The sequence below is a fragment of the Neorhizobium sp. PAMB6716 genome (assembly GCF_058242805.1).
In genome coordinates, this window is the sequence record NZ_JBZAYW010000003.1 from 145,964 (window position 1) to 163,670 (window position 17,707).

Annotated in this window: 16 protein-coding genes; 6 read left to right on the forward strand and 10 right to left on the reverse strand. The window is 61.4% G+C overall.

The features are described 5' to 3' along the window. The 7 genes from AC4CWH_RS25690 to AC4CWH_RS25720 all read right to left on the reverse strand — a co-directional run bounded on the left by AC4CWH_RS25690 (nucleotide 1) and on the right by AC4CWH_RS25720 (nucleotide 7,825). Nucleotides 1-1,638, reverse strand: coding sequence for an acyltransferase (locus tag AC4CWH_RS25690; protein WP_491322539.1), 1,638 nt, complete (start codon nucleotides 1,636-1,638; stop codon nucleotides 1-3). Nucleotides 1,639-1,783: 145 nt separating this feature from the next. Then, nucleotides 1,784-2,182: a monovalent cation/H(+) antiporter subunit G gene (mnhG, locus tag AC4CWH_RS25695; protein WP_491322344.1), complete on the reverse strand. Its 399-nt coding sequence runs from the start codon at nucleotides 2,180-2,182 to the stop codon at nucleotides 1,784-1,786. Further along, nucleotides 2,179-2,460, reverse strand: a complete 282-nt coding sequence (locus AC4CWH_RS25700; RefSeq protein ID WP_491287858.1) for a K+/H+ antiporter subunit F — start codon at nucleotides 2,458-2,460, stop codon at nucleotides 2,179-2,181. The genes mnhG and AC4CWH_RS25700 overlap by 4 nt, the downstream gene beginning before the upstream one ends. After that, nucleotides 2,457-2,933 (reverse strand): Na+/H+ antiporter subunit E, encoded by a 477-nt coding sequence (locus AC4CWH_RS25705; protein WP_491322540.1) that lies wholly within the window; start codon nucleotides 2,931-2,933, stop codon nucleotides 2,457-2,459. The genes AC4CWH_RS25700 and AC4CWH_RS25705 overlap by 4 nt, the downstream gene beginning before the upstream one ends. Beyond that, complete coding sequence (locus AC4CWH_RS25710) at nucleotides 2,933-4,564, reverse strand: monovalent cation/H+ antiporter subunit D (protein WP_491322345.1); 1,632 nt, start codon at nucleotides 4,562-4,564, stop codon at nucleotides 2,933-2,935. The genes AC4CWH_RS25705 and AC4CWH_RS25710 overlap by 1 nt, the downstream gene beginning before the upstream one ends. Next, nucleotides 4,561-4,899: a Na+/H+ antiporter subunit C gene (locus AC4CWH_RS25715; RefSeq protein ID WP_491287862.1), complete on the reverse strand. Its 339-nt coding sequence runs from the start codon at nucleotides 4,897-4,899 to the stop codon at nucleotides 4,561-4,563. The genes AC4CWH_RS25710 and AC4CWH_RS25715 overlap by 4 nt, the downstream gene beginning before the upstream one ends. A 1-nt stretch (nucleotide 4,900) precedes the next feature. Next, nucleotides 4,901-7,825 carry a monovalent cation/H+ antiporter subunit A gene (locus AC4CWH_RS25720; protein WP_491322541.1) on the reverse strand — a complete coding sequence of 975 codons (2,925 nt, stop codon included), beginning with the start codon at nucleotides 7,823-7,825 and terminating at the stop codon, nucleotides 4,901-4,903. Between the two features lie 89 nt (nucleotides 7,826-7,914). Here AC4CWH_RS25720 and AC4CWH_RS25725 point away from each other — a divergent pair, with 89 nt between their 5' ends. After that, the gene (locus AC4CWH_RS25725) at nucleotides 7,915-8,211 is read left to right on the forward strand and encodes a helix-turn-helix domain-containing protein (RefSeq protein ID WP_491322346.1); all 297 of its coding nucleotides are present in this window, start codon (nucleotides 7,915-7,917) and stop codon (nucleotides 8,209-8,211) included. A 63-nt stretch (nucleotides 8,212-8,274) separates the two neighbouring features. Here the strand turns inward: AC4CWH_RS25725 and secD are convergent, their stop codons facing one another. Next, entirely contained in the window at nucleotides 8,275-10,788 is a 2,514-nt protein-coding gene (gene secD / locus AC4CWH_RS25730) for a protein translocase subunit SecD (protein ID WP_491322347.1), read from the reverse strand. 100 nt (nucleotides 10,789-10,888) lie between these two features. Beyond that, complete coding sequence (locus AC4CWH_RS25735; RefSeq protein ID WP_491322348.1) at nucleotides 10,889-11,326, reverse strand: hypothetical protein; 438 nt, start codon at nucleotides 11,324-11,326, stop codon at nucleotides 10,889-10,891. A 288-nt stretch (nucleotides 11,327-11,614) separates the two neighbouring features. On the opposite strand from AC4CWH_RS25735, the gene AC4CWH_RS25740 reads away from it, so the two are divergent. The 5 genes from AC4CWH_RS25740 (at nucleotide 11,615) to AC4CWH_RS25760 (ending at nucleotide 16,912) form a co-directional block, all read left to right on the forward strand. Then, the gene (locus AC4CWH_RS25740) at nucleotides 11,615-12,958 is read left to right on the forward strand and encodes an extracellular solute-binding protein (RefSeq protein WP_491322349.1); all 1,344 of its coding nucleotides are present in this window, start codon (nucleotides 11,615-11,617) and stop codon (nucleotides 12,956-12,958) included. An 86-nt stretch (nucleotides 12,959-13,044) separates the two neighbouring features. Further along, the gene (locus AC4CWH_RS25745; protein WP_491322350.1) at nucleotides 13,045-13,935 is read left to right on the forward strand and encodes a carbohydrate ABC transporter permease; all 891 of its coding nucleotides are present in this window, start codon (nucleotides 13,045-13,047) and stop codon (nucleotides 13,933-13,935) included. Nucleotides 13,936-13,942: 7 nt separating this feature from the next. After that, the gene (locus AC4CWH_RS25750; protein ID WP_491322351.1) at nucleotides 13,943-14,827 is read left to right on the forward strand and encodes an ABC transporter permease subunit; all 885 of its coding nucleotides are present in this window, start codon (nucleotides 13,943-13,945) and stop codon (nucleotides 14,825-14,827) included. Nucleotides 14,828-14,867: 40 nt separating this feature from the next. Next, on the forward strand, nucleotides 14,868-16,010 hold the full coding sequence (locus tag AC4CWH_RS25755; protein ID WP_491322352.1) for a sn-glycerol-3-phosphate import ATP-binding protein UgpC: 1,143 nt from the start codon (nucleotides 14,868-14,870) through the stop codon (nucleotides 16,008-16,010). Continuing rightward, a complete protein-coding gene (locus AC4CWH_RS25760; protein WP_491322353.1) occupies nucleotides 16,007-16,912 on the forward strand; it encodes a sugar phosphate isomerase/epimerase family protein in 906 nt (301 codons plus the stop codon). Before AC4CWH_RS25755 ends, AC4CWH_RS25760 begins: the two co-directional genes overlap by 4 nt. 84 nt (nucleotides 16,913-16,996) lie before the next feature. Here AC4CWH_RS25760 and AC4CWH_RS25765 read toward each other — a convergent pair whose 3' ends face one another. Further along, on the reverse strand, nucleotides 16,997-17,581 hold the full coding sequence (locus AC4CWH_RS25765) for a TetR/AcrR family transcriptional regulator (RefSeq protein WP_491322354.1): 585 nt from the start codon (nucleotides 17,579-17,581) through the stop codon (nucleotides 16,997-16,999). Between the last annotated feature and the right edge of the window lie 126 nt (nucleotides 17,582-17,707).

The following is a 17,707-nucleotide window of genomic DNA, read 5'->3' on the forward strand; positions in this document are numbered from 1 at the left end:
TTAGAGAAGCGCAGGGGCAAGGCGATGGATGCCGCGCGGCCTGAAAGACAGAACGTGCGACAGGCCGAGACAGTCCGCAGCAAGCCAGATCACCGAGAGCCACATTTCCGTGCCCTGCAGGCTCGGGCCCTGGCCTTCGGCAAAAGCAAAACCGCCACCCGCCATCCAGCGCCCGCAGATCCTGTCGAGGATGGAGCGGGCGATCTGCCTTGCCTCCTCGCGCCGGTGATCGGTCTGTTTCAGGCAGAGCATCAGCGGATGGATCGTGTCGAGCAGGTTGCAGGCGTTAAAACCGCCCCCCGAAAATCCCTCATGCTGGCGATAGTTGAGGAGAACCGTGTTTATGGCTGCTTCCGGATAAGGCACCGGCAACCCGAACTGCGCATAAGAGCCGCGCGTCAGGCGATAAAAGCCGTTGACCGGCTGCAGAAAACCTTCGGCCTCTGTCGAGCGCCCCCAGAGGCCGGTGGTACGATCGGCATTCAGCGCCAGCCAGCCGAACAGCGTAGGGCGGTGGCGACCGCCGCCAAAATAGCGGGCATTGAGATAAAGCGCCGTGGCAATGGCATCAACGGTGGCGCCGCTGTGCCAGGCGCGTGTAGCCCAAGGCAGGCCTTCCAGCCATTCGACAAGCTGGAAACTGTCCATCTTCTCGACGAGTTCGACCGGCCGCAGAGGGGCAGCACTCAAACATTCCAGCGCATAACCAACCGCCAGCACATTATAGAGTGCTGTCGGATCATCACGCAGCAGCCCTTCACGGCGATGGTTCGGATCGGGAAACAGCCCGGTTTCCTCATCCTGACAGGATTGCAGCCGGGCGATCGTGGCAGCCTTGTCGAACCGCTCAGATTCAGCACCGAAGGCTGACGCAATTTCGATGGCATCGCAGAGATGGCGGATCCGGGGCGCAACCGTGCCGCCGGCATCGGCGGAGAGGTATTGACCGTCTTTGCCGTAGTGATCGAGCGCGGCCCGCCAGCCTTCCTGTGCAGTGAGGTTGAAAGCCGATAACTGTCTTTCCGTCACAGCCTGCGGGCTTTCCACCGGAGACGCCGCCTTGCCGCGCATGCGCACGACCCGCGCCGGCACGCCGCCGACAATGGCATAATCAGGCACATCCTTTGCCACCACCGCACCGGCCGCGATGATGGCACCACGCCCGACCGTCACGCCATCCAGAAGCACGGCATTGGCGCCGATCCAGACATCATCGCAGATCACGATGCCGAGCGAAGTCAGCGGCTGGCGATAGATCGGCGTCTCCAGATCGTCAAAGCCGTGATTAAAGCCGATCATGCTGACATGCGAGGCAATGCGCACGCCGTTTCCGATGCGAAGCCGGCCGGAGAGGCAGGCATACGGATTGACCGAAACGTTGTCGCCAATCTCCACATCGCCTCGCACCAGCGCGTGGCCGGCAATCCAGGATGCCGCCCCCATCACCAGCCGGTCGGTGTGGATATTGGCGTTTTCGGCAATGAACACGCCCTCTGCAAAACGGGCGCCCGCATAGGCTTCGAGATCGCGCAGGCGTTTGCTGTGGGTCTCGTCCTCAATATCCGAGGGGCGTCTTTCCCAGGTGAGGAAATCGAGGCGATGCCTACCCGGCCCCGCGACAGCCTCGGCATCCGGCATTGTCACCGGCTGCGGCGAACTTTCACGCTCACGATCCATAAGAGCCTCCGATCCCTGCCGGATAGCTGTATGACCAATGTGCGAAATAATCAATCAAGACGCATCATAGATCAGACCAATTTAGCAGCCTGTATGATGTGAAGGATCAGTTCTCCTCGTTGTTTCCCTTGACCACCTCGACGTCCTTCAGGTCATGCTGGTGTTTTTCCGGCACGTTGCCGTTGTTTTCCGCCCGGTCGCGGTGAAGGGCTGCGCGTGCCAGCAGCATGAAGGTAATCGGCGTCGTCACCGTCACGAAAAGGCCGATGAGGATTTCATGCAGGACGGGGCGCGAGGAGGCGACGGAAAAATAGACCATCGAGGCCAACATGACGCCGCCGACACCCCAGCTGGTGCCAAGTGTCGGCGCGTGCAGGCGCTCGTAGAAGGTCGGCAGGCGTAAAAAGCCGATGGCTCCGATCAGCGCCAGCAGCGATCCGCCGATCAGGAAGACCGCGACAACGATGGCCGCCCACAGCGGCAGGTCGGAAACCGGCTGTATCATTCGATCACCTCGCCGCGCATGAGGAATTTCGCAAGCGCCACGGTTGCCACGAAGCCGAGCATGCCGATGACGAGGGCGGCCTCGAAATAGATGGTGCGCCCGGTTCCGATGCCGAAGGTGACGAGCATCAGCATGGCGTTGATGTAGAGGGTATCAAGCCCGATGATGCGATCCTGCGCGCGCGGGCCGCGAAACATGCGCACCGAGGCGATCGCCATGGCAAGCGCAATCAGCAGCTGGGCAATGGAAATGGCGGTGAGAAGGATCACGGCGCTCATGCAAAAATCTCCAGCAACAGGGCCTCGTAGCGATGCTTGATCGTGGCGATCCACTGCTCTTCGTCGATGAGGTCGAGCACGTGGAGAAGCACCGTCCCGTCGCGGCTGTCATATTCCAGCCAGGCCGAGCCCGGCGTGCTCGTGAGGATGATCGCCATCAGGGCCAGTGCCGTGCTGTCGCGGATCTCCAGCGGCAGCAGCAGGAAGCCCGACGTGTGCGGGCGGCGCTTGCCCTTGAGAATGAGAGCCGCAACGGCAAGGTTCGAGCGCAGGATATCCACGAACACCACGGCAAAGAGTTTGGGCACAAGCCACCACTTGCGCAGTTTCGGCTTGTCCGGGCGAAGCGAAGCAAGCGCCCAGGAGGCAAAGATGGCAACCAGGGTTCCAAGCACCAGATGGCCCCAGCTGAAGCCGTTGAGCAGCAGCCACATCAGAAGCAGGCAGACGGCAAGAACGGGATAAGGCAGCATCATTCAACCTCCCCGCTCTTGGCGTTGCGTTCCTTCCAGCCCTCCACGGTCGCAGCATTGCGCACCGCATCGATATAGACGGCCGGGTTTGCCAGCGTGCGGATGGTGGTATCCATATATTGCATGGCCGGCCCCGCCTGCACCGACAGCGCAAGCGTCAGCGACAACAGGAACATCACGGGCACCAGCTCGATCACCAGCACGCGCGGCACCACGTTTTCGAGCGAACTCCAGAAGGTGCGGATGCCGACGCGGGTCATGGCGATGAGCGCGGCAACGCCCGACAGGATGACCAGCACGCAGAGCAGCCAGACGGCCGGCGTCGGCGGCACGCCGATGGCACCGGTGCCCATCATGGCCGAGAGCATGGCAAACTTGGCAATGAAACCCGAGAGTGGCGGCAGGCCGGCGAGAAGAATACCGCAGGCGGCAAAACAGGTGCCGAGGATCGCCATCGTGCCCGGCATGGTCACACCTTCACCGTCTTCCGGCCGGTCCTCGTCGCCATCGCCATAAGCCTCCATGGTGACGGCGAGAACGTTGGCGCCAGCATCCTGCCCACGCTCCACCAGTTCGATCAGCATGAAGAAGGCGCTGATGGTGAAGGTAGAACTGACGAGATAAAGCAGCGCCCCGGACGAGATCGCGCCATCATTGATGCCGAGCACCATCAGCATCGTACCGGAGGAAACAAGCACGCTATAGCCGGCCATGCGTCCGAGCGCCTGCGACGCCAGCACGCCGATCGTGCCGAAGATGAGGGTCGCCGTGCCGCCCCAGAGCAGAACGGTGGCACCGAAGCCGGCGGACGGTCCCTCGCCGAACAGCAGCATGGTCAGCCGCAGAATGACGTAGATGCCGAGCTTGCTCAGAATGGCAAAGATGCCGGCGACCGGTGCAGAGGCTGCACTATAGGCTGTCGGCAGCCAGAAGCAGAGCGGCCACATGCCGGCCTTGATGAGGAAGGCAACGCCCAGCACGCCGGCGCCTGCTTCCATCAGCATCCGCCGGTCCGGCTCGATCTGGGGAATGCGCGCGGCAAGATCGGCCATGTTGAGCGTGCCGGCCGTGCCGTAAATGAGGCTGACGCCGATGAGGAAGAACAGCGCCGCCACCAGGTTGACGGCGATGTAATGCATGCCGGCCTTAACGCGCAGCGGTCCCGAACCATGCAGCAGGAGACCGTAGGAGGCCGCCAGCATCACCTCGAAAAAGACGAAGAGGTTAAACAGATCGCCGGTGAGGAAGGCACCGTTCAGCCCCATCAGCAGCAGCTGGAACATGCTGTGGAAATGCGCGCCCACGCCATGCCAGCGCGCCAGCGAAAAGACCAACGTTGCGATGGCAAGAAGTGCTGCCAGCAAAAGCATCAGCGCCGAAAGACCATCCAGCACCAGAACGATGCCGAAAGGTGCTGCCCAGTTGCCGAGGAGGTAGACGCCTTCGAAACTGTTCGGCCCGCTTTCGATGCGAAACAGGATGATGGCGATCATGCAGAGAATGATCGTCGAGGCGAGGCTGATCATGGCCTTCGTCACGCGTTTGCGCTCGTCGAAGAACAGCAGCAGTGCGGCCGCGATCATGGGAACCAGGATCGGCGCGATAATGAGGTGGTGCTCCCAGCCATTCATTTGCGCTCGTTCCTCCCGTCCACATGGTCGTTGCCCGTCAGGCCGCGCGAGGCCAAGAGCACGACAAGGAAAAGCGCCGTCGTGGCAAAGCCGATGACGATGGCCGTCAGCACCAGCGCCTGCGGCACCGGATCGGAGAGCGTGGAGGAGACGACGCCATCCTCCAGGATTGGCGGCAGGTTGCTCTTTACCCCGCCGACGCCGAAGATGAACAGGTTGACGGCATAAGACAGAAGCGCAAGCCCGACGATGACCTGATAGGTGCGCGGGCGAAGGATCAGCCACACCCCGCAGCCGGTCATCACGCCGATGGCTATGGACAACACGAGTTCCATGTCAGGCCTCCTCCGCCTTTGCCGCCGCATCGTTGCTGCGTACCCGCCGGATGCGCACGGACTGGTGGGCAAGGGCGACCATGATCAGCACCGTGGCACCGACGACGAGAGAGAACACACCGAGATCAAACAGAAGCGCGGTTGCCGCCGGCATCTTGCCGATCAGCGGCAGCTCGATATAGCGGAAATGCGAGGTGAGGAAGGGATAACCGAGGAACCAGGCACCGATGCCGGTCGCCAGCGCGGTCAGCAGCCCGCCGCCCATCCAGCGCAGCGGCAGGATCCGCAACCGGTCTTCCGCCCAGCGTGTGCCGCCGGCTAGATACTGCACCAGGAAGGCAATCGACATGGTGAGTCCCGCCGAAAAGCCGCCGCCCGGCATGTCGTGACCGCGCATGAAGATATAGACGGCAAAGGTGATGATGACAGGAAACAGCCACTGCATGATGAGCGAGGGCACCAGAAGGTAATCGCGCACCGTATCGCCGGGCGCCCGCTCCGGCTGCTCCTCGTCAAAACGGTTCTGGATGCGCTGCTGCTCCGGCATCTCGATACTGTCGGACGCGGGCCGGAAACGGCGCAGCAGGGCAAAGACGGTGAGCGACACGACGCCGAGGACAGCGATTTCGCCCAGCGTATCGAAGCCGCGGAAATCCACCAGGATGACGTTGACGACATTGCGGCCGCCGCCCTGCGCATAGGCGTTTTCGAGAAAGTAGGTGGCAATCGCATCCGGCACCGGCATGGTCATCACGGCAAAGGCGATGAAGGACATGCCGACACCGCAGGCAATTGCCAGAACCAGATCGCGGAAGCGGCGAAAGCGGCCGCGCAGCGAAATGAAGGCGCCCATGTCAGGATTGCGCTTCGGCAGCCAGCGCAGGCCGAGAAGAATAAGAACCGTGGTGACGATCTCGACCAGCAACTGGGTAATGGCGAGATCCGGCGCCGAGAGCCAGACAAAGGTGATGCAGACGATGAGCCCGACGCCACCCAGCATGACGAGAGCCGCCAGCCGGTGGTATTTCGCCATATAGGCCGCCCCGAGCGACAGCGCGATGCCAATGGCCCAGAGCGCCGCAAAGGCCGGATCAATGCCGGTGAAACGAAAAAGGCGTGGCTCGAAACCCGAGACGTAAAGCGGCAACAGACCCGCCAGGAAACCGCAGGCAACAACCCAGCGCAGTTGCGGCTGGAGATTGCGCGTGCCCATGCGGCTTTCGGCAAGGCGCGCCCAGCGCCAGGAAACGGTAACGAGAACACGCTCGAAAATGCGCTGTCCACGCAGGTTGCGCAGGAAAGGCGGCCCATCGGCACAGCGGGCAAAATATCCGCGCAAGAGGACATAAAGCAGCGCGCCGCCGACAAGCGCGATCACGCTCATCAGCAAAGGCAGGTTAAAGCCATGCCAGATGGACAGGCTATATTCCGGCGTCTGGCTGCCCAGCACGCTTTCCACTGCCATATGCAGGAAAGGCCCGATGGAATAGGCCGGCACAATGCCGACGACGAGGCAGACGATGACCAGGAATTCGATCGGAAAGCGCATCCAGTGCGGCGGCTCATGCGGCTTTTCAACCGGCAGGTCTGTGGGTTTTGGCCCGAAGAACACCGTATGGATGAAGCGCAGCGAATAGGTGACGCTGAACGCGCCGGCAAGGGTTGCGATATAGGGTAGCGCCTTGTCGAGGATGGAATCGGCATGCGTTTCCACCGCTTCGGCAAAGAACATCTCCTTCGACAGGAAACCGTTCAGGAGCGGCACACCCGCCATCGAGGCGCTCGCCACCATCGCAAGCGTGGCCGTAATCGGTAAAAACCGGAACAGCCCGCTTAATCGTCGCATGTCGCGCGTGCCGGTCTCATGGTCGATGATGCCGGCGGCCATGAACAGCGAGGCCTTGAAGGTCGCATGGTTCAGCATGTGGAAGATGGCCGCCACCGTCGCCAGCGGACTGCCAAGGCTCAAGAGCGTGGTGATGAGGCCGAGATGGCTGATGGTGGAATAGGCGAGCAGCCCCTTCAGATCCTGCTGGAACATGGCGAAATAGGCGCCGAGCAGAAGCGTGAGAACGCCAGCAAGTCCGACCAGCCAGAACCATTCATAGGTGCCGGACAGAACCGGCCAGAGCCTCACCAGCAGAAAGACGCCGGCCTTTACCAGCGTTGCGGAATGCAGGAAGGCCGAAACAGGTGTTGGCGCCGCCATGGCATTGGGCAGCCAGAAATGGAACGGAAACTGCGCGCTCTTGGTGAGCGCCCCGAGCAGGATGAAAATCAGCGCCGGCAGGTAAAGGGCGTGATTGCGAATGACATCGCCTGAAGCCAGCACCTTGTCGAGATCGTAGCTGCCGACGATGTTGCCGAGGAGCAGCATGCCGATCAGCAGGCAGAAACCGCCGATGCCGGTGATCGTCAGCGCCATGCGCGCGCCGTCGCGGGCGGTGGAATTGTTGTGCCAGTAGCTGATCAGCAGGAAGGAGAAGATGCTGGTCAGTTCCCAGAACACCGAGATGAGGATGATATTGCCGGAAATGACAATGCCGAGCATGGCGCCCATGAAGGCGAGCAGGAAGGCAAAGAAGCGGGGGATCGGATCGTCTTCCGACATATAATAGCGGGCGTAAAGCACGACGAGAAAGGCAATCGCAGTGATCAGCATGGCAAAGATCCATGCAAAACCATCCATGCGCAGCGTAAAATTCAGCCCGAACTGGGGAAGCCATTGCGCCTCGAAGCGCAGCACATTGCCATTGGCAAGCGCCGGATAGAAGCTCGCCGTCAAGAGCGCCGCAAGCAGCGTGACGGCACCGGCCACGAAAACGGGAAGATCACGCGAGGTGGTGTTGAGGATAAGACCTGTTGCCAGGCTACCCAGAAACGGCAGAGCCAGAAGGACGACCAGAAGAAATGGCTCAAACGTTATCCCAATGCCCCAGATCCTTCCGTCTTCATACGATGCAGGTTGAAAAGGGCTGCTGGACCCATCTAGCAATCTGCACGTAAACGCCATATATGATTGATATCGACCAATATGGGCAACGTGCTGCAATGGGTCAACCCAAAGCGACCATAATATTAAGTCCGTCTCTCTGTCGGGCTGCCCGCGGGCTTCTCGATTGGACGCAAACCGATCTTGCAGAACGGTCCGGCGTGTCTCGCAGCACCATTCGTGACTATGAGGGCAGCCGCCACGAGGCCCACCGCGCCACCGAAGCCCAGCTTCGCCTTGCGTTCGAACAGGGCGGGATTGCCTTCATCCAGGTCAGCGACGAAACGATCGGCATCTGTGCCGGCACGGCCGAGAGATAACCATCGGCACTCGATGGCGCCGATGGTTCAGATCGCTGTTTCCAACTGTTACCCACCCGGCGATCAGGTCCGGGCGCCAGCCTCGATTGCCTGTTCAGCCGCCGCCTTGCGCCGGGTGCGCCAGTCGCCGAGGAAGAGCAGGATCGGTGCTGCGATGAACACCGAAGACGATGCGGCGATGAAGATGCCGAACACCATCGGGATGGCGAAGCTTTCCACCGCACTGCCGCCCCAGATTGCCATCGGCACCATGGCAAGGAAAGCCGTGGCTGATGTATAGAGGCTTCTGGCCAGCGTTTCGTTGATCGACAGGTTGATCAGGTCGCGGAAGGGCATGGCCTTGTAGAGGCGCATGTTTTCCCGCATTCGGTCATAGACCACCACCTTATCGTTGACGGAATAACCGACAAGCGTCAGCAGGGCCGCAATTGCCGTCAGGTTGAAATCGAGCCCGGTCAGCGCGAAGAAACCGACCGTTTTCGTAACATCGAGGATCAACGTGACAATCGCCCCGACGGCAAACGGCCATTCGAAGCGCACCCAGATATAGATGAGCATTGCAAGGCTTGCGAGCACCACCGAGGTGATGCCGGCCGTTGCCAACTCGCCGCTGACCTTCGGTCCCACCACTTCCGTGCGCTCGATCTTGGCGGAGGGATCGATCCGGACGATCTCGCTGCGCAGTTTCTCGATGGCTTCGGTCTGGGCGGTTTCAGGCCCCGGCTGGCGCTCAAGCCTCAGCAGAATGTGGTTGCGGTCGCCGAATTTCTGCAGCGCCACTTCGCCAAGCCCCAGCCCTTCGATGCCGGAACGGAAGGCCGACAGATCCGCCGGCGCGCCAGTCGAGACCTCCACCTGAATGCCACCCTTGAAATCGACGCCGTAATTGAGGCCCGGCGTGATGAACAGGATGATCGAGGAGATGGAGAGAAAGGCGGAGATGCCGATGCCCACCATGCGCGCCTTCATGAAGTCGATCCTGGTGCCGTCGCGGATGAGGCCGAGCGGCAGAAGCGGGCGGATATTGATTGTCTTGAGCCTGGCGCGGGCGGCAATGGCAATCATCGCGACACGCACGACCGAGACGGCCGTGAACATCGAGATGGCAATGCCAAGCCCCATCGTGACGGCAAAACCGCGCACCGGCCCGGAGCCGAACCAGAACAACAACACGGTTGCGATCAACGCCGTGACATTGCTGTCGATGATGGTGGAATAGGCCTTGTTGAAGCCGAGATCGATGGCGGCAAACGCCCCCCTTCCCTTGCGGCTTTCCTCGCGGATACGCTCGTTGATCAGCACGTTGGCGTCGACCGCAAGGCCGATGCCCAGCACGATGCCGGCAATGCCCGGAAGCGTCAGCGTTGCCCCGATGATACTGAGACCGGCAAAGGTGAGGATGACGTTCAGCGTCAGCGCCACGACGGCCAGAATGCCCCAGCCCCCATAAAGAGCGAGGATGAAGACGACAACGAGGGCAAAACCGATGAGGCCGGAGGTGATGCCCCGCTCGATCGCATCGCCGCCGAGATCGGCGCCGACCGTGCGCTCCTCGATGACAGTGAGCTTCGCCGGAAGCGCGCCGGCGCGCAGAAGCGCTGCCAGCGTATTGGCGTTCGAGACAGAAAACGCGCCGGAAATCTGTCCCGCACCGCCGGTGATCGGTTCGCGGATGACGGGCGCGCTCAAGACCTTGTCGTCGAGCACGATGGCAAAGGGCCGGCCGACATTCTGGCGGGTGATATCGGCAAAACGGGTGGCACCCGTCTGGTCGAAGCGGAAGCTGACCACAGGCTGGTTGTTGTTGGGATCGAAGGCGACGCGCGCATCCGTCAGCCGGTCACCGGAAAGCAGCACCCGGTCCTCAACGGGATAATTCTGGCCTTCCTCGTCGGCGCGCATGGTCACGCCACGGTCGCCTTCACGCCCCAGGAGGTGAAAGCTCATCTTGGCGGTGGAACCGAGAAGGGCGCGAAGGTTGGAGGGATCCTGCTCACCGGGCAGCTGCACCAGCACCCGGTCGCTGCCGACGCGCTGAATTGCGGGCTCGGCGACACCCACCTGGTCAACGCGCTGGCGAATGATTTCCAGGCTCTGCTCGACGGCGCTGCTCATGCGGTGGGTGATGCCCGCGTCCGATGGCCGGATCGTCAGTGCGTCCGTGCCCCGGTCGGCAATGGTCAGATCCTGGCTTGTGCTAAGCCCTGTGGCAACCGGATTGGAAAGGCCTGACAGCGCCGTGCGGGCCGCCTCACGCTTTTGCGCATCGGCAAGCGTGACGGCGACGGCCGTTTTCTCCCGTTGCACGGACCGTATCTCGACACCGGCTTCGCGCAGGGCAACGCGCGCCTCCTGCGTCAGGGTCTGCAGCCATTCGTCCCCAAGTGCGGGGCGGTCCACTTCGAGCACAAGATGCGATCCGCCGCGCAGGTCAAGCCCCAGCGATACCTTCTGGTTCGGCAGGAAGGACGGCCAGCTTTCAAGGGTTTTGTCCGACAAGACATTCGGCAGGGCGACAAGCAGCCCGACCAGGATGATGACCAGATAGGTCACCACCTTCCATGTTGAGTTTTTCACTAGCGATATCCAGCATAGAATGCAGCACGCAACGGCCCTTGGGCTTTTGGCGCGCGCATATGGTGATCGTGATGACGAAGAGTTTCTTCGTCCCGTGGGATCAGGCCAATGCGGATGGCGGAGCGCGAGGCTGGAAGGCGGTAAAGGCAGCCGAAGCCAAACCACGGCGCGGAAGATCGAGAGCGGCAGCCTGCGTGCGAAGCGGCAGAAGCAGTGCCGGGGAATTCGGCACAATAGCATCCGGCGGGTCCGATGCACGGACCTTGCCAGACACCCGCTGATCGGCGGACAGGATGATCCGGACTGCATCCCGCTTGCCGAGAAAAGCCATGTGCTGTGGCAGCGGAGCGGACGAAACAGCAAGGGAAGGGTTGGCGTCTTCGGCAGGATGCGGCCCCGACAGCACCAGAAGCACCACCAGCAGAAAACTCTGCACCACGGATGTCGCAAGCGCGACGCCGGTTCGGCCAGAGGGTTTCAGCGTGGAAAAGAGCGTTCGGATGATCGGATCTGCCTTGTGTATTTGTATCCGTCCCATCGCATATACGCCCTGAAAACTCCACCCCTTGTGCCTGAAACACCTCTCGAACTCATCAAAAGCGGCCCGTTGACCAAGGGACAAGGCGCGGGCGTCAGGGGGATGCCAGCGGTGGCAGCCGCCGCACGTCTTGCGGGTATTCTGGCCGGCCTGTCATCGATCCGCATCAAAAACTTCATCAACCCGTCACGGAACGTTGCTCGATCCATCACAAATGGCCGGTAAACCGCCCCTCGATTTCCGGGGGGACAGACGCCGGAAACATAGTCCTGAAACGAGGCACTCGCGATGAAGATTTTTGCTTTGAAGACCGTTCTGGCCGGCCTGATGGCCGCCACGACGCTGGGGGCAGCACCGGCCTTTGCTGAAAAAACCAAGTTCGAATTCTGGTACGGCCTTTCCGGCGATCTGGGCGAACGCGTGCAGGATGCCTGCAAGAAGTTCAACGACACGCAGACCGATTTCGAGATCGTCTGCACCTCGCAGAACGCTTATGATGCGACGCTGCAGAACACCATTGCCGCTTACCGCGCCAAGAAGCAGCCGGCCATCACCCAGATCTATGATGCCGGCACGCTGGACCTGATGCTGTCGGGCGCCTTCATCCCGGCCAAGAAGCTGATGGCCGACAACGGCTACAAGATCGACTGGAACAACTATTTCGGCGGCATTGCCAACTATTACGCAACGGCCGGCGGCGAACTGCAGTCCTTCCCGTTCAACTCCTCGACGGCGATGTTCTATTACAACGAGACCGCCTTCGAAAAGGCCGGCATCACCTTCAAGCCGGAGACCTGGGAACAGGTTGAAGAAGCCGCCCGCAAGCTGAAGGCCGCAGGCTACGAGTGCCCGCTCGGCTTCAACTTCGACACCTGGGCGATCATGGAGCAGTTTTCTGCCATCCATAACCAGCCGATCGCCACCAAGGCAAACGGCTATCAGGGTCTTGATGCCGAAGTCGTCTTCAACAAGACGAAGTTCGTCGATCACGTCAAATTCTTCAAGAAGATGCAGGACGAGAAGCTGTTCGTCGTCAAGACCAAGCAGCTTGGCATGGATATCGTGCCCGCCTTCACCTCGCAGACCTGCCAGATGATGCAGACCTCGATTGCCGACCACGGCACCGTCGGCAAGACGCTTCCGGAAGGTGTGAAGTGGCAGGCCGCCATGCTGCCCGTCTGGAAGGGCACCGAGCGCAAGAACTCGCTCGTCGGCGGTGCATCGCTGTGGGTTATGGCCGGCCGTCCGGACCCTGAATACAAGGGCGCTGCCGCTTTCCTCAACTTCCTCGGCCAGCCGGAGATGGTTCAGTGGTGGTCGACGGTCACCGGTTACATCCCGGTCACCAAGACCGGCTTTGATGCCATGAAGGCCAACGGCTTCTACGACAAGGCACCCTACAAGGGTCGTGAACTGGCCATCGCCAGCCTCACCTACACGCCGACGTCTGAAAATACTCGTGGTATCCGCCTCGGCGGCTTCACGCAGATCCGCAAGGAAGTCGCGACCTCGCTCGAAGCCATCTTCATGCAGAACGCCGATGTTCAGAAGGAACTGGACCAGGCGGCAGAGCGCTCCAACGTCGTGCTGCGTCGCTTCGAAAAGACCTATGCCGGCCAGAAGCTGAACTGATCCTCTTCTGCCTGATGTCATCGGGGGAGCCTGCCGCATACGGCCGGCTCCCCCTCTCCTGCTGATCGTCTTGCATTGGTCCACTCATGGAAAAACGCGCCGTATTCAAGAGCTGGTGGCTACCTGTTCTGTTTGCCCTGCCGCAGCTCGTCCTGATCCTCCTGTTCTTCTACTGGCCTGTTGCGGCTGTGGTGAACTGGGCCTTCACGCTGGAGCCACCGTTTGGTGGTGCTGCGGAATTTGTCGGCTTTGCCAATTTCACGGAAGCGCTGTCTGACCCGTTCTACTGGAATTCGGTCGTCGTCAGCCTGATCTTTGCAACCGTCGGACCGTTTTTCTGCATTTTCATCGGATTGACACTGGCGCTTGCGGTCGATCGCCAGCTGCCCGGGTCCGGTTTCTTCCGCTTTTTCTACATTCTACCGTTTGCCATCGCGGGTCCTGCCGCCGGCATGGCCTTTCGCTTCATCCTGTCGCCCGAGCGCGGGCTTGCCGCCTCCATCAATGCGCTGTCGCCGGATCTGTGGAACCCGGCCAAATATGGCAGCCATGCGCTGGCGCTTGTGATCATCATCTTCATCTGGAAGTGGTCGGGTTATACGTTCATCTTCCTGCTGGCCGGCCTGCAATCGGTGCCCCGCGCACTTGGAGAAGCTGCTGCCATGGATGGCGCCGGGCCTTTCCGCCGGGCCATCGACGTGCAGGTGCCGCTTCTCGCACCCACCCTGTTCTTCCTGCTTGTGACCATGATGACCGAAGGTTTTGTCGGCGCCGATACGTTCGGCATCGTGCACTCCGTCACCGGCGGTGGTCCGAACCACGGCACAGAGGTGATGGTCTATCGCATCGTCGACGAAGCCTTCCAGGGTCTCAATTATTCCGGCGCATCCGCACAGAGCATCATCCTGATCGGGCTCATCATGGTCTTCACCTTCATCCAGTTCCGCTTCATCGAGAAGCGGGTGCATTACAAGTGAGGCCGGAATGATCCAGCGCACCCCTTATGCCGATGCCTTCACCTATGCCATCATGGTGATCGGCTTCCTCCTGCTGCTCGGCCCCTTCCTCGTCGTCCTCGCCGGCGCCAGCCAAACCATGCCGCAGGTGAATGCAGTCCCCTTCAGCTTCCTGCCGCAGGGCGAATTCATGACGAATGCCAGCGCCGCCTGGACGCGGGCGGATCTCGGCACCGCCATGACCAACAGCTTGATCATGGCGGCTCTGGTCACGGCCGGCAAGGTCGCGCTGTCGGCCTGCACCGCCTTCGCCATCGTGTTCTTCCGCACCCCGCTGAAGCATGTGTTCTTCTGGAGCGTGTTCATCACGCTGATGCTGCCGCTCGAAGTACGCGTCGTGCCGACCTATGCCGTAGCCGCCGACCTCTTCCAGCCGATCAAATCCATCCTTGGGTTTTTCGGCCTCGACATCTCCATCGAGTGGAATCTGCTTAATTCCTATGCCGGCCTGACGCTGCCGCTGATTGCGACGGCCACCGGCACCTTCCTCTACCGGCAGTTCTTCATGACGCTGCCGGACGAACTGGCGGAAGCCGCCCGCATGGATGGCTCGGGCTCGGTGCGTTTCTTCTTTGACATGCTGCTTCCGCTGTCGCGCACCAACATGCTGGCGCTCACCACCATCATGTTCGTTTATGGCTGGAACCAGTATCTCTGGCCGCTGCTGATGGTGACCGACCCGTCCTACAAGACGGTGATGATGTCGCTGCGCGCCCTTCTGCCCTCCGACAACGGCATTCCCGACTGGAACGTGACGCTGGCCGGTTCGCTGATCATCATGGCCCCGCCGGTCATCGTCGTCGCAGTCCTACAGCGCTGGTTCGTCCGCGGCCTGGTCTCCTCCGAAAAGTGACCGCCCGCGCGTCGTCTCAAGAAAACAAGGTTTGACTAAAATGGCTGATATCCAGATCCGCGCCGTGCGCAAGAGCTACGGCAAGACCCCGACGCTGCACGGCATCGACCTGTCGTTCGATTCCGGCGAATTCGTCGTCATCCTCGGCCCCTCCGGCTGCGGCAAGTCCACGCTGTTGCGCATGATTGCCGGCCTCGAAGACATCACCGCCGGCGAGATCGCCATCGACGGGCGTGTCGTCAACAAGCTGGAACCGCGTGAACGTGGCTGCGCCATGGTGTTCCAGAACTATGCGCTCTACCCGCACATGACGGTTGCCGGCAATATCGGTTATGCGCTGAAGGTTGCGGGCGTTTCCAAGGCCGAGCGCGAGCGGCGCATTGCCGAAACCGCCAAAATCGTCGGCCTGCAGGATTACCTCGAGCGACGGCCGGCAGCGCTCTCCGGCGGTCAGCGCCAGCGTGTTGCCATGGCGCGCGCCATCATCCGCGAGCCAAAAGTGTTCCTGTTCGACGAACCGCTGTCGAACCTTGACGCAAAACTGCGCGTCACCATGCGCGCTGAAATCCGCAAGCTGCACCAGCGGCTGTCGGCGACATCAGTTTTCGTCACGCATGACCAGGTGGAGGCCATGACGCTTGCCGACCGGCTGGTGGTGATGAACCGCGGCCATGTCGAGCAGGTCGGCCGGCCGCTCGATATCTATCACCGCCCGGCCAGCACGTTTGTCGCCTCCTTCATCGGGGCGCCGGCAATGAACCTGTTTACGACGCGCATCGAGGTGGAAACCGCAACCGTGCGCCTCGACGGCGCTGCCATCGCCATCGATCCGCTGGTGGCGCATGCGCTGCGCGGCCGTGAGGTGATCGTCGGCATTCGCCCCGAGCAATGCCGTCTCACAACCGAGAGCAAGGGCCTTCCGGCGCGCATCGATTTCGTCGAGGAACTCGGCGTTGGACGCGTCATCCATTGCGAGATCGCCGGCGAAGCCTTTGCCGCAGCCGTGGCGGAGGATGCCGACGTTTCCGCCGGCGACACCGTCTGGCTGTCGCTCCCCCCGGAACAATTGCACTTCTTCGACGCCGAGACCGGCCGTCGCATCGAATTCCCCCTCCCGGGCACCGACATCGCTGCTGCACGCGGCAGCGCATCCACGACACAGCACACCGGAGTTCTCTCATGACCGACATCATTTCCGCCATCGGCTTCTGCAACCGTACCGGCCGCGGCGACCTCACCACGCTTGACGCATCGCTGCGCGAAATCGCCGACACCGGCGCAGACGCCTGCGAAATCGGCATCTATGGCGAGGAAATCGTCTCGGGCGGCCGCATCATCGAAGATCGCATGAGCCGCGTCATCGAGATCGTTGGCCAGTATGCGTTCAAGAAGCTGTCGCTGCATGGCCAGATCAGTTCCAACTTCATGGACCGCGAGCACCTCGTCCTGCAAAAGCAGGTCGTGCGCGCCATGCTGGAAATGGCAAACCGCCTCGGCGCCGGCATCCTTGTTCACCACTCCGGCTCGGCCCAGCTGGCACCCGGCGAAAATGGCGCTGACCTTGATCAGATGGAGCGCGAGGCACTGTCCGAAATGGCCGATGTCGCCAAGGGTTATGGCGTGCGGATCGTGCTCGAAAACATCTTCACCACCGAAAGCGGCCAGTATCGCCAGACGCCGAGCCAGGTGGCTGAAACGGTCCGCGCCATCGGTCACGACAATGTCGTTGCCCTCATCGACTTCAGCCATGCCTATATCGAATCCACCTTCAAGGGTCTCGATTTCCGCGACCAGTTGCGCGCCATGGCACCGGTCACCGGCCACCTGCACGTCCATGACAGCTTTGGCCGTCCCTACACGATGACAAAATTCTTCCACCCGGCAGAAGCAACCGCCCTTGGCATTGGCGACCTGCACCTGCCGATCGGCTGGGGCGATATTGCCTGGGACGAGATCTTTTCCGAACTGAGCTTCCTGCCGGACACGACGCTGATCATGGAAATCGGCGCCGAGCGCTTTATCGACCAGCAGCCCGCCTGCCTCGCCCGCGCCCGTGCGCTGGCGCAGATGGTCAACGCACGCTGACGTTCGCCGCATGAAAAAGGGGTTTCGGTCATCCGGAACCCCATTACACTCGAGCTTTCCGCAGGCGACGGCAGAGCAGACAAATTATCGGCGGGTGCGAAGCCCGTCCATCAAAAGCCCGATCAGGCGGTGGCAACGGTCACGCCAGTCGGGAAGGTCCGGCATCGAGTAAATGCCCGACAGCGCATGCAGAAGGTCGCTCGTTTCCATGTCGTCGCGGATCAGCCCCTCGGCGGCCGCCTTGGCACGAAGACTTTCCAGCGCCTCGCGAATGCGGCTTGCGCCATCGGCAAACAGGCCTGAATTGGAACTCATCAACACTTTGAGGCTTGCGGCCATGCCACGCTTGGCGGCAATATAGCTGACGAAGCGACGCATCCATTCCTCAAGTGCTATATCGGCCGGATGGCGTGCGGCAAGGGTTTCGGCCGCCGCCGCCAGACTTTCCAGTTCGCGACGATAGACAGCCTCAACCAGATGCTCGCGGCTTGGAAAATGCCGGTAGAGCGTACCGATCCCGACACCCGCCTGCTTTGCGATATCATCCAGCGACGCCTCGACGCCATGGGCCGAAAAAGCGCCAGCAGCCACTTCCAGAAGTTTCTCGCGGTTGCGCAGCGCATCGGCGCGCGGTCTGGGAGAAGGTTTTATCGGTTCTGCTGCAGACAAAAAACGGGTCCTGGCAAGGCGGGGACTTGACGACAGTCCATACACCCCTAAGTTAATCGGAGGCGCCTCCGTTTATGACGTAGAGCGCTCTCACTGTTTACCGCATCCGGCAACCGGATGTCATGG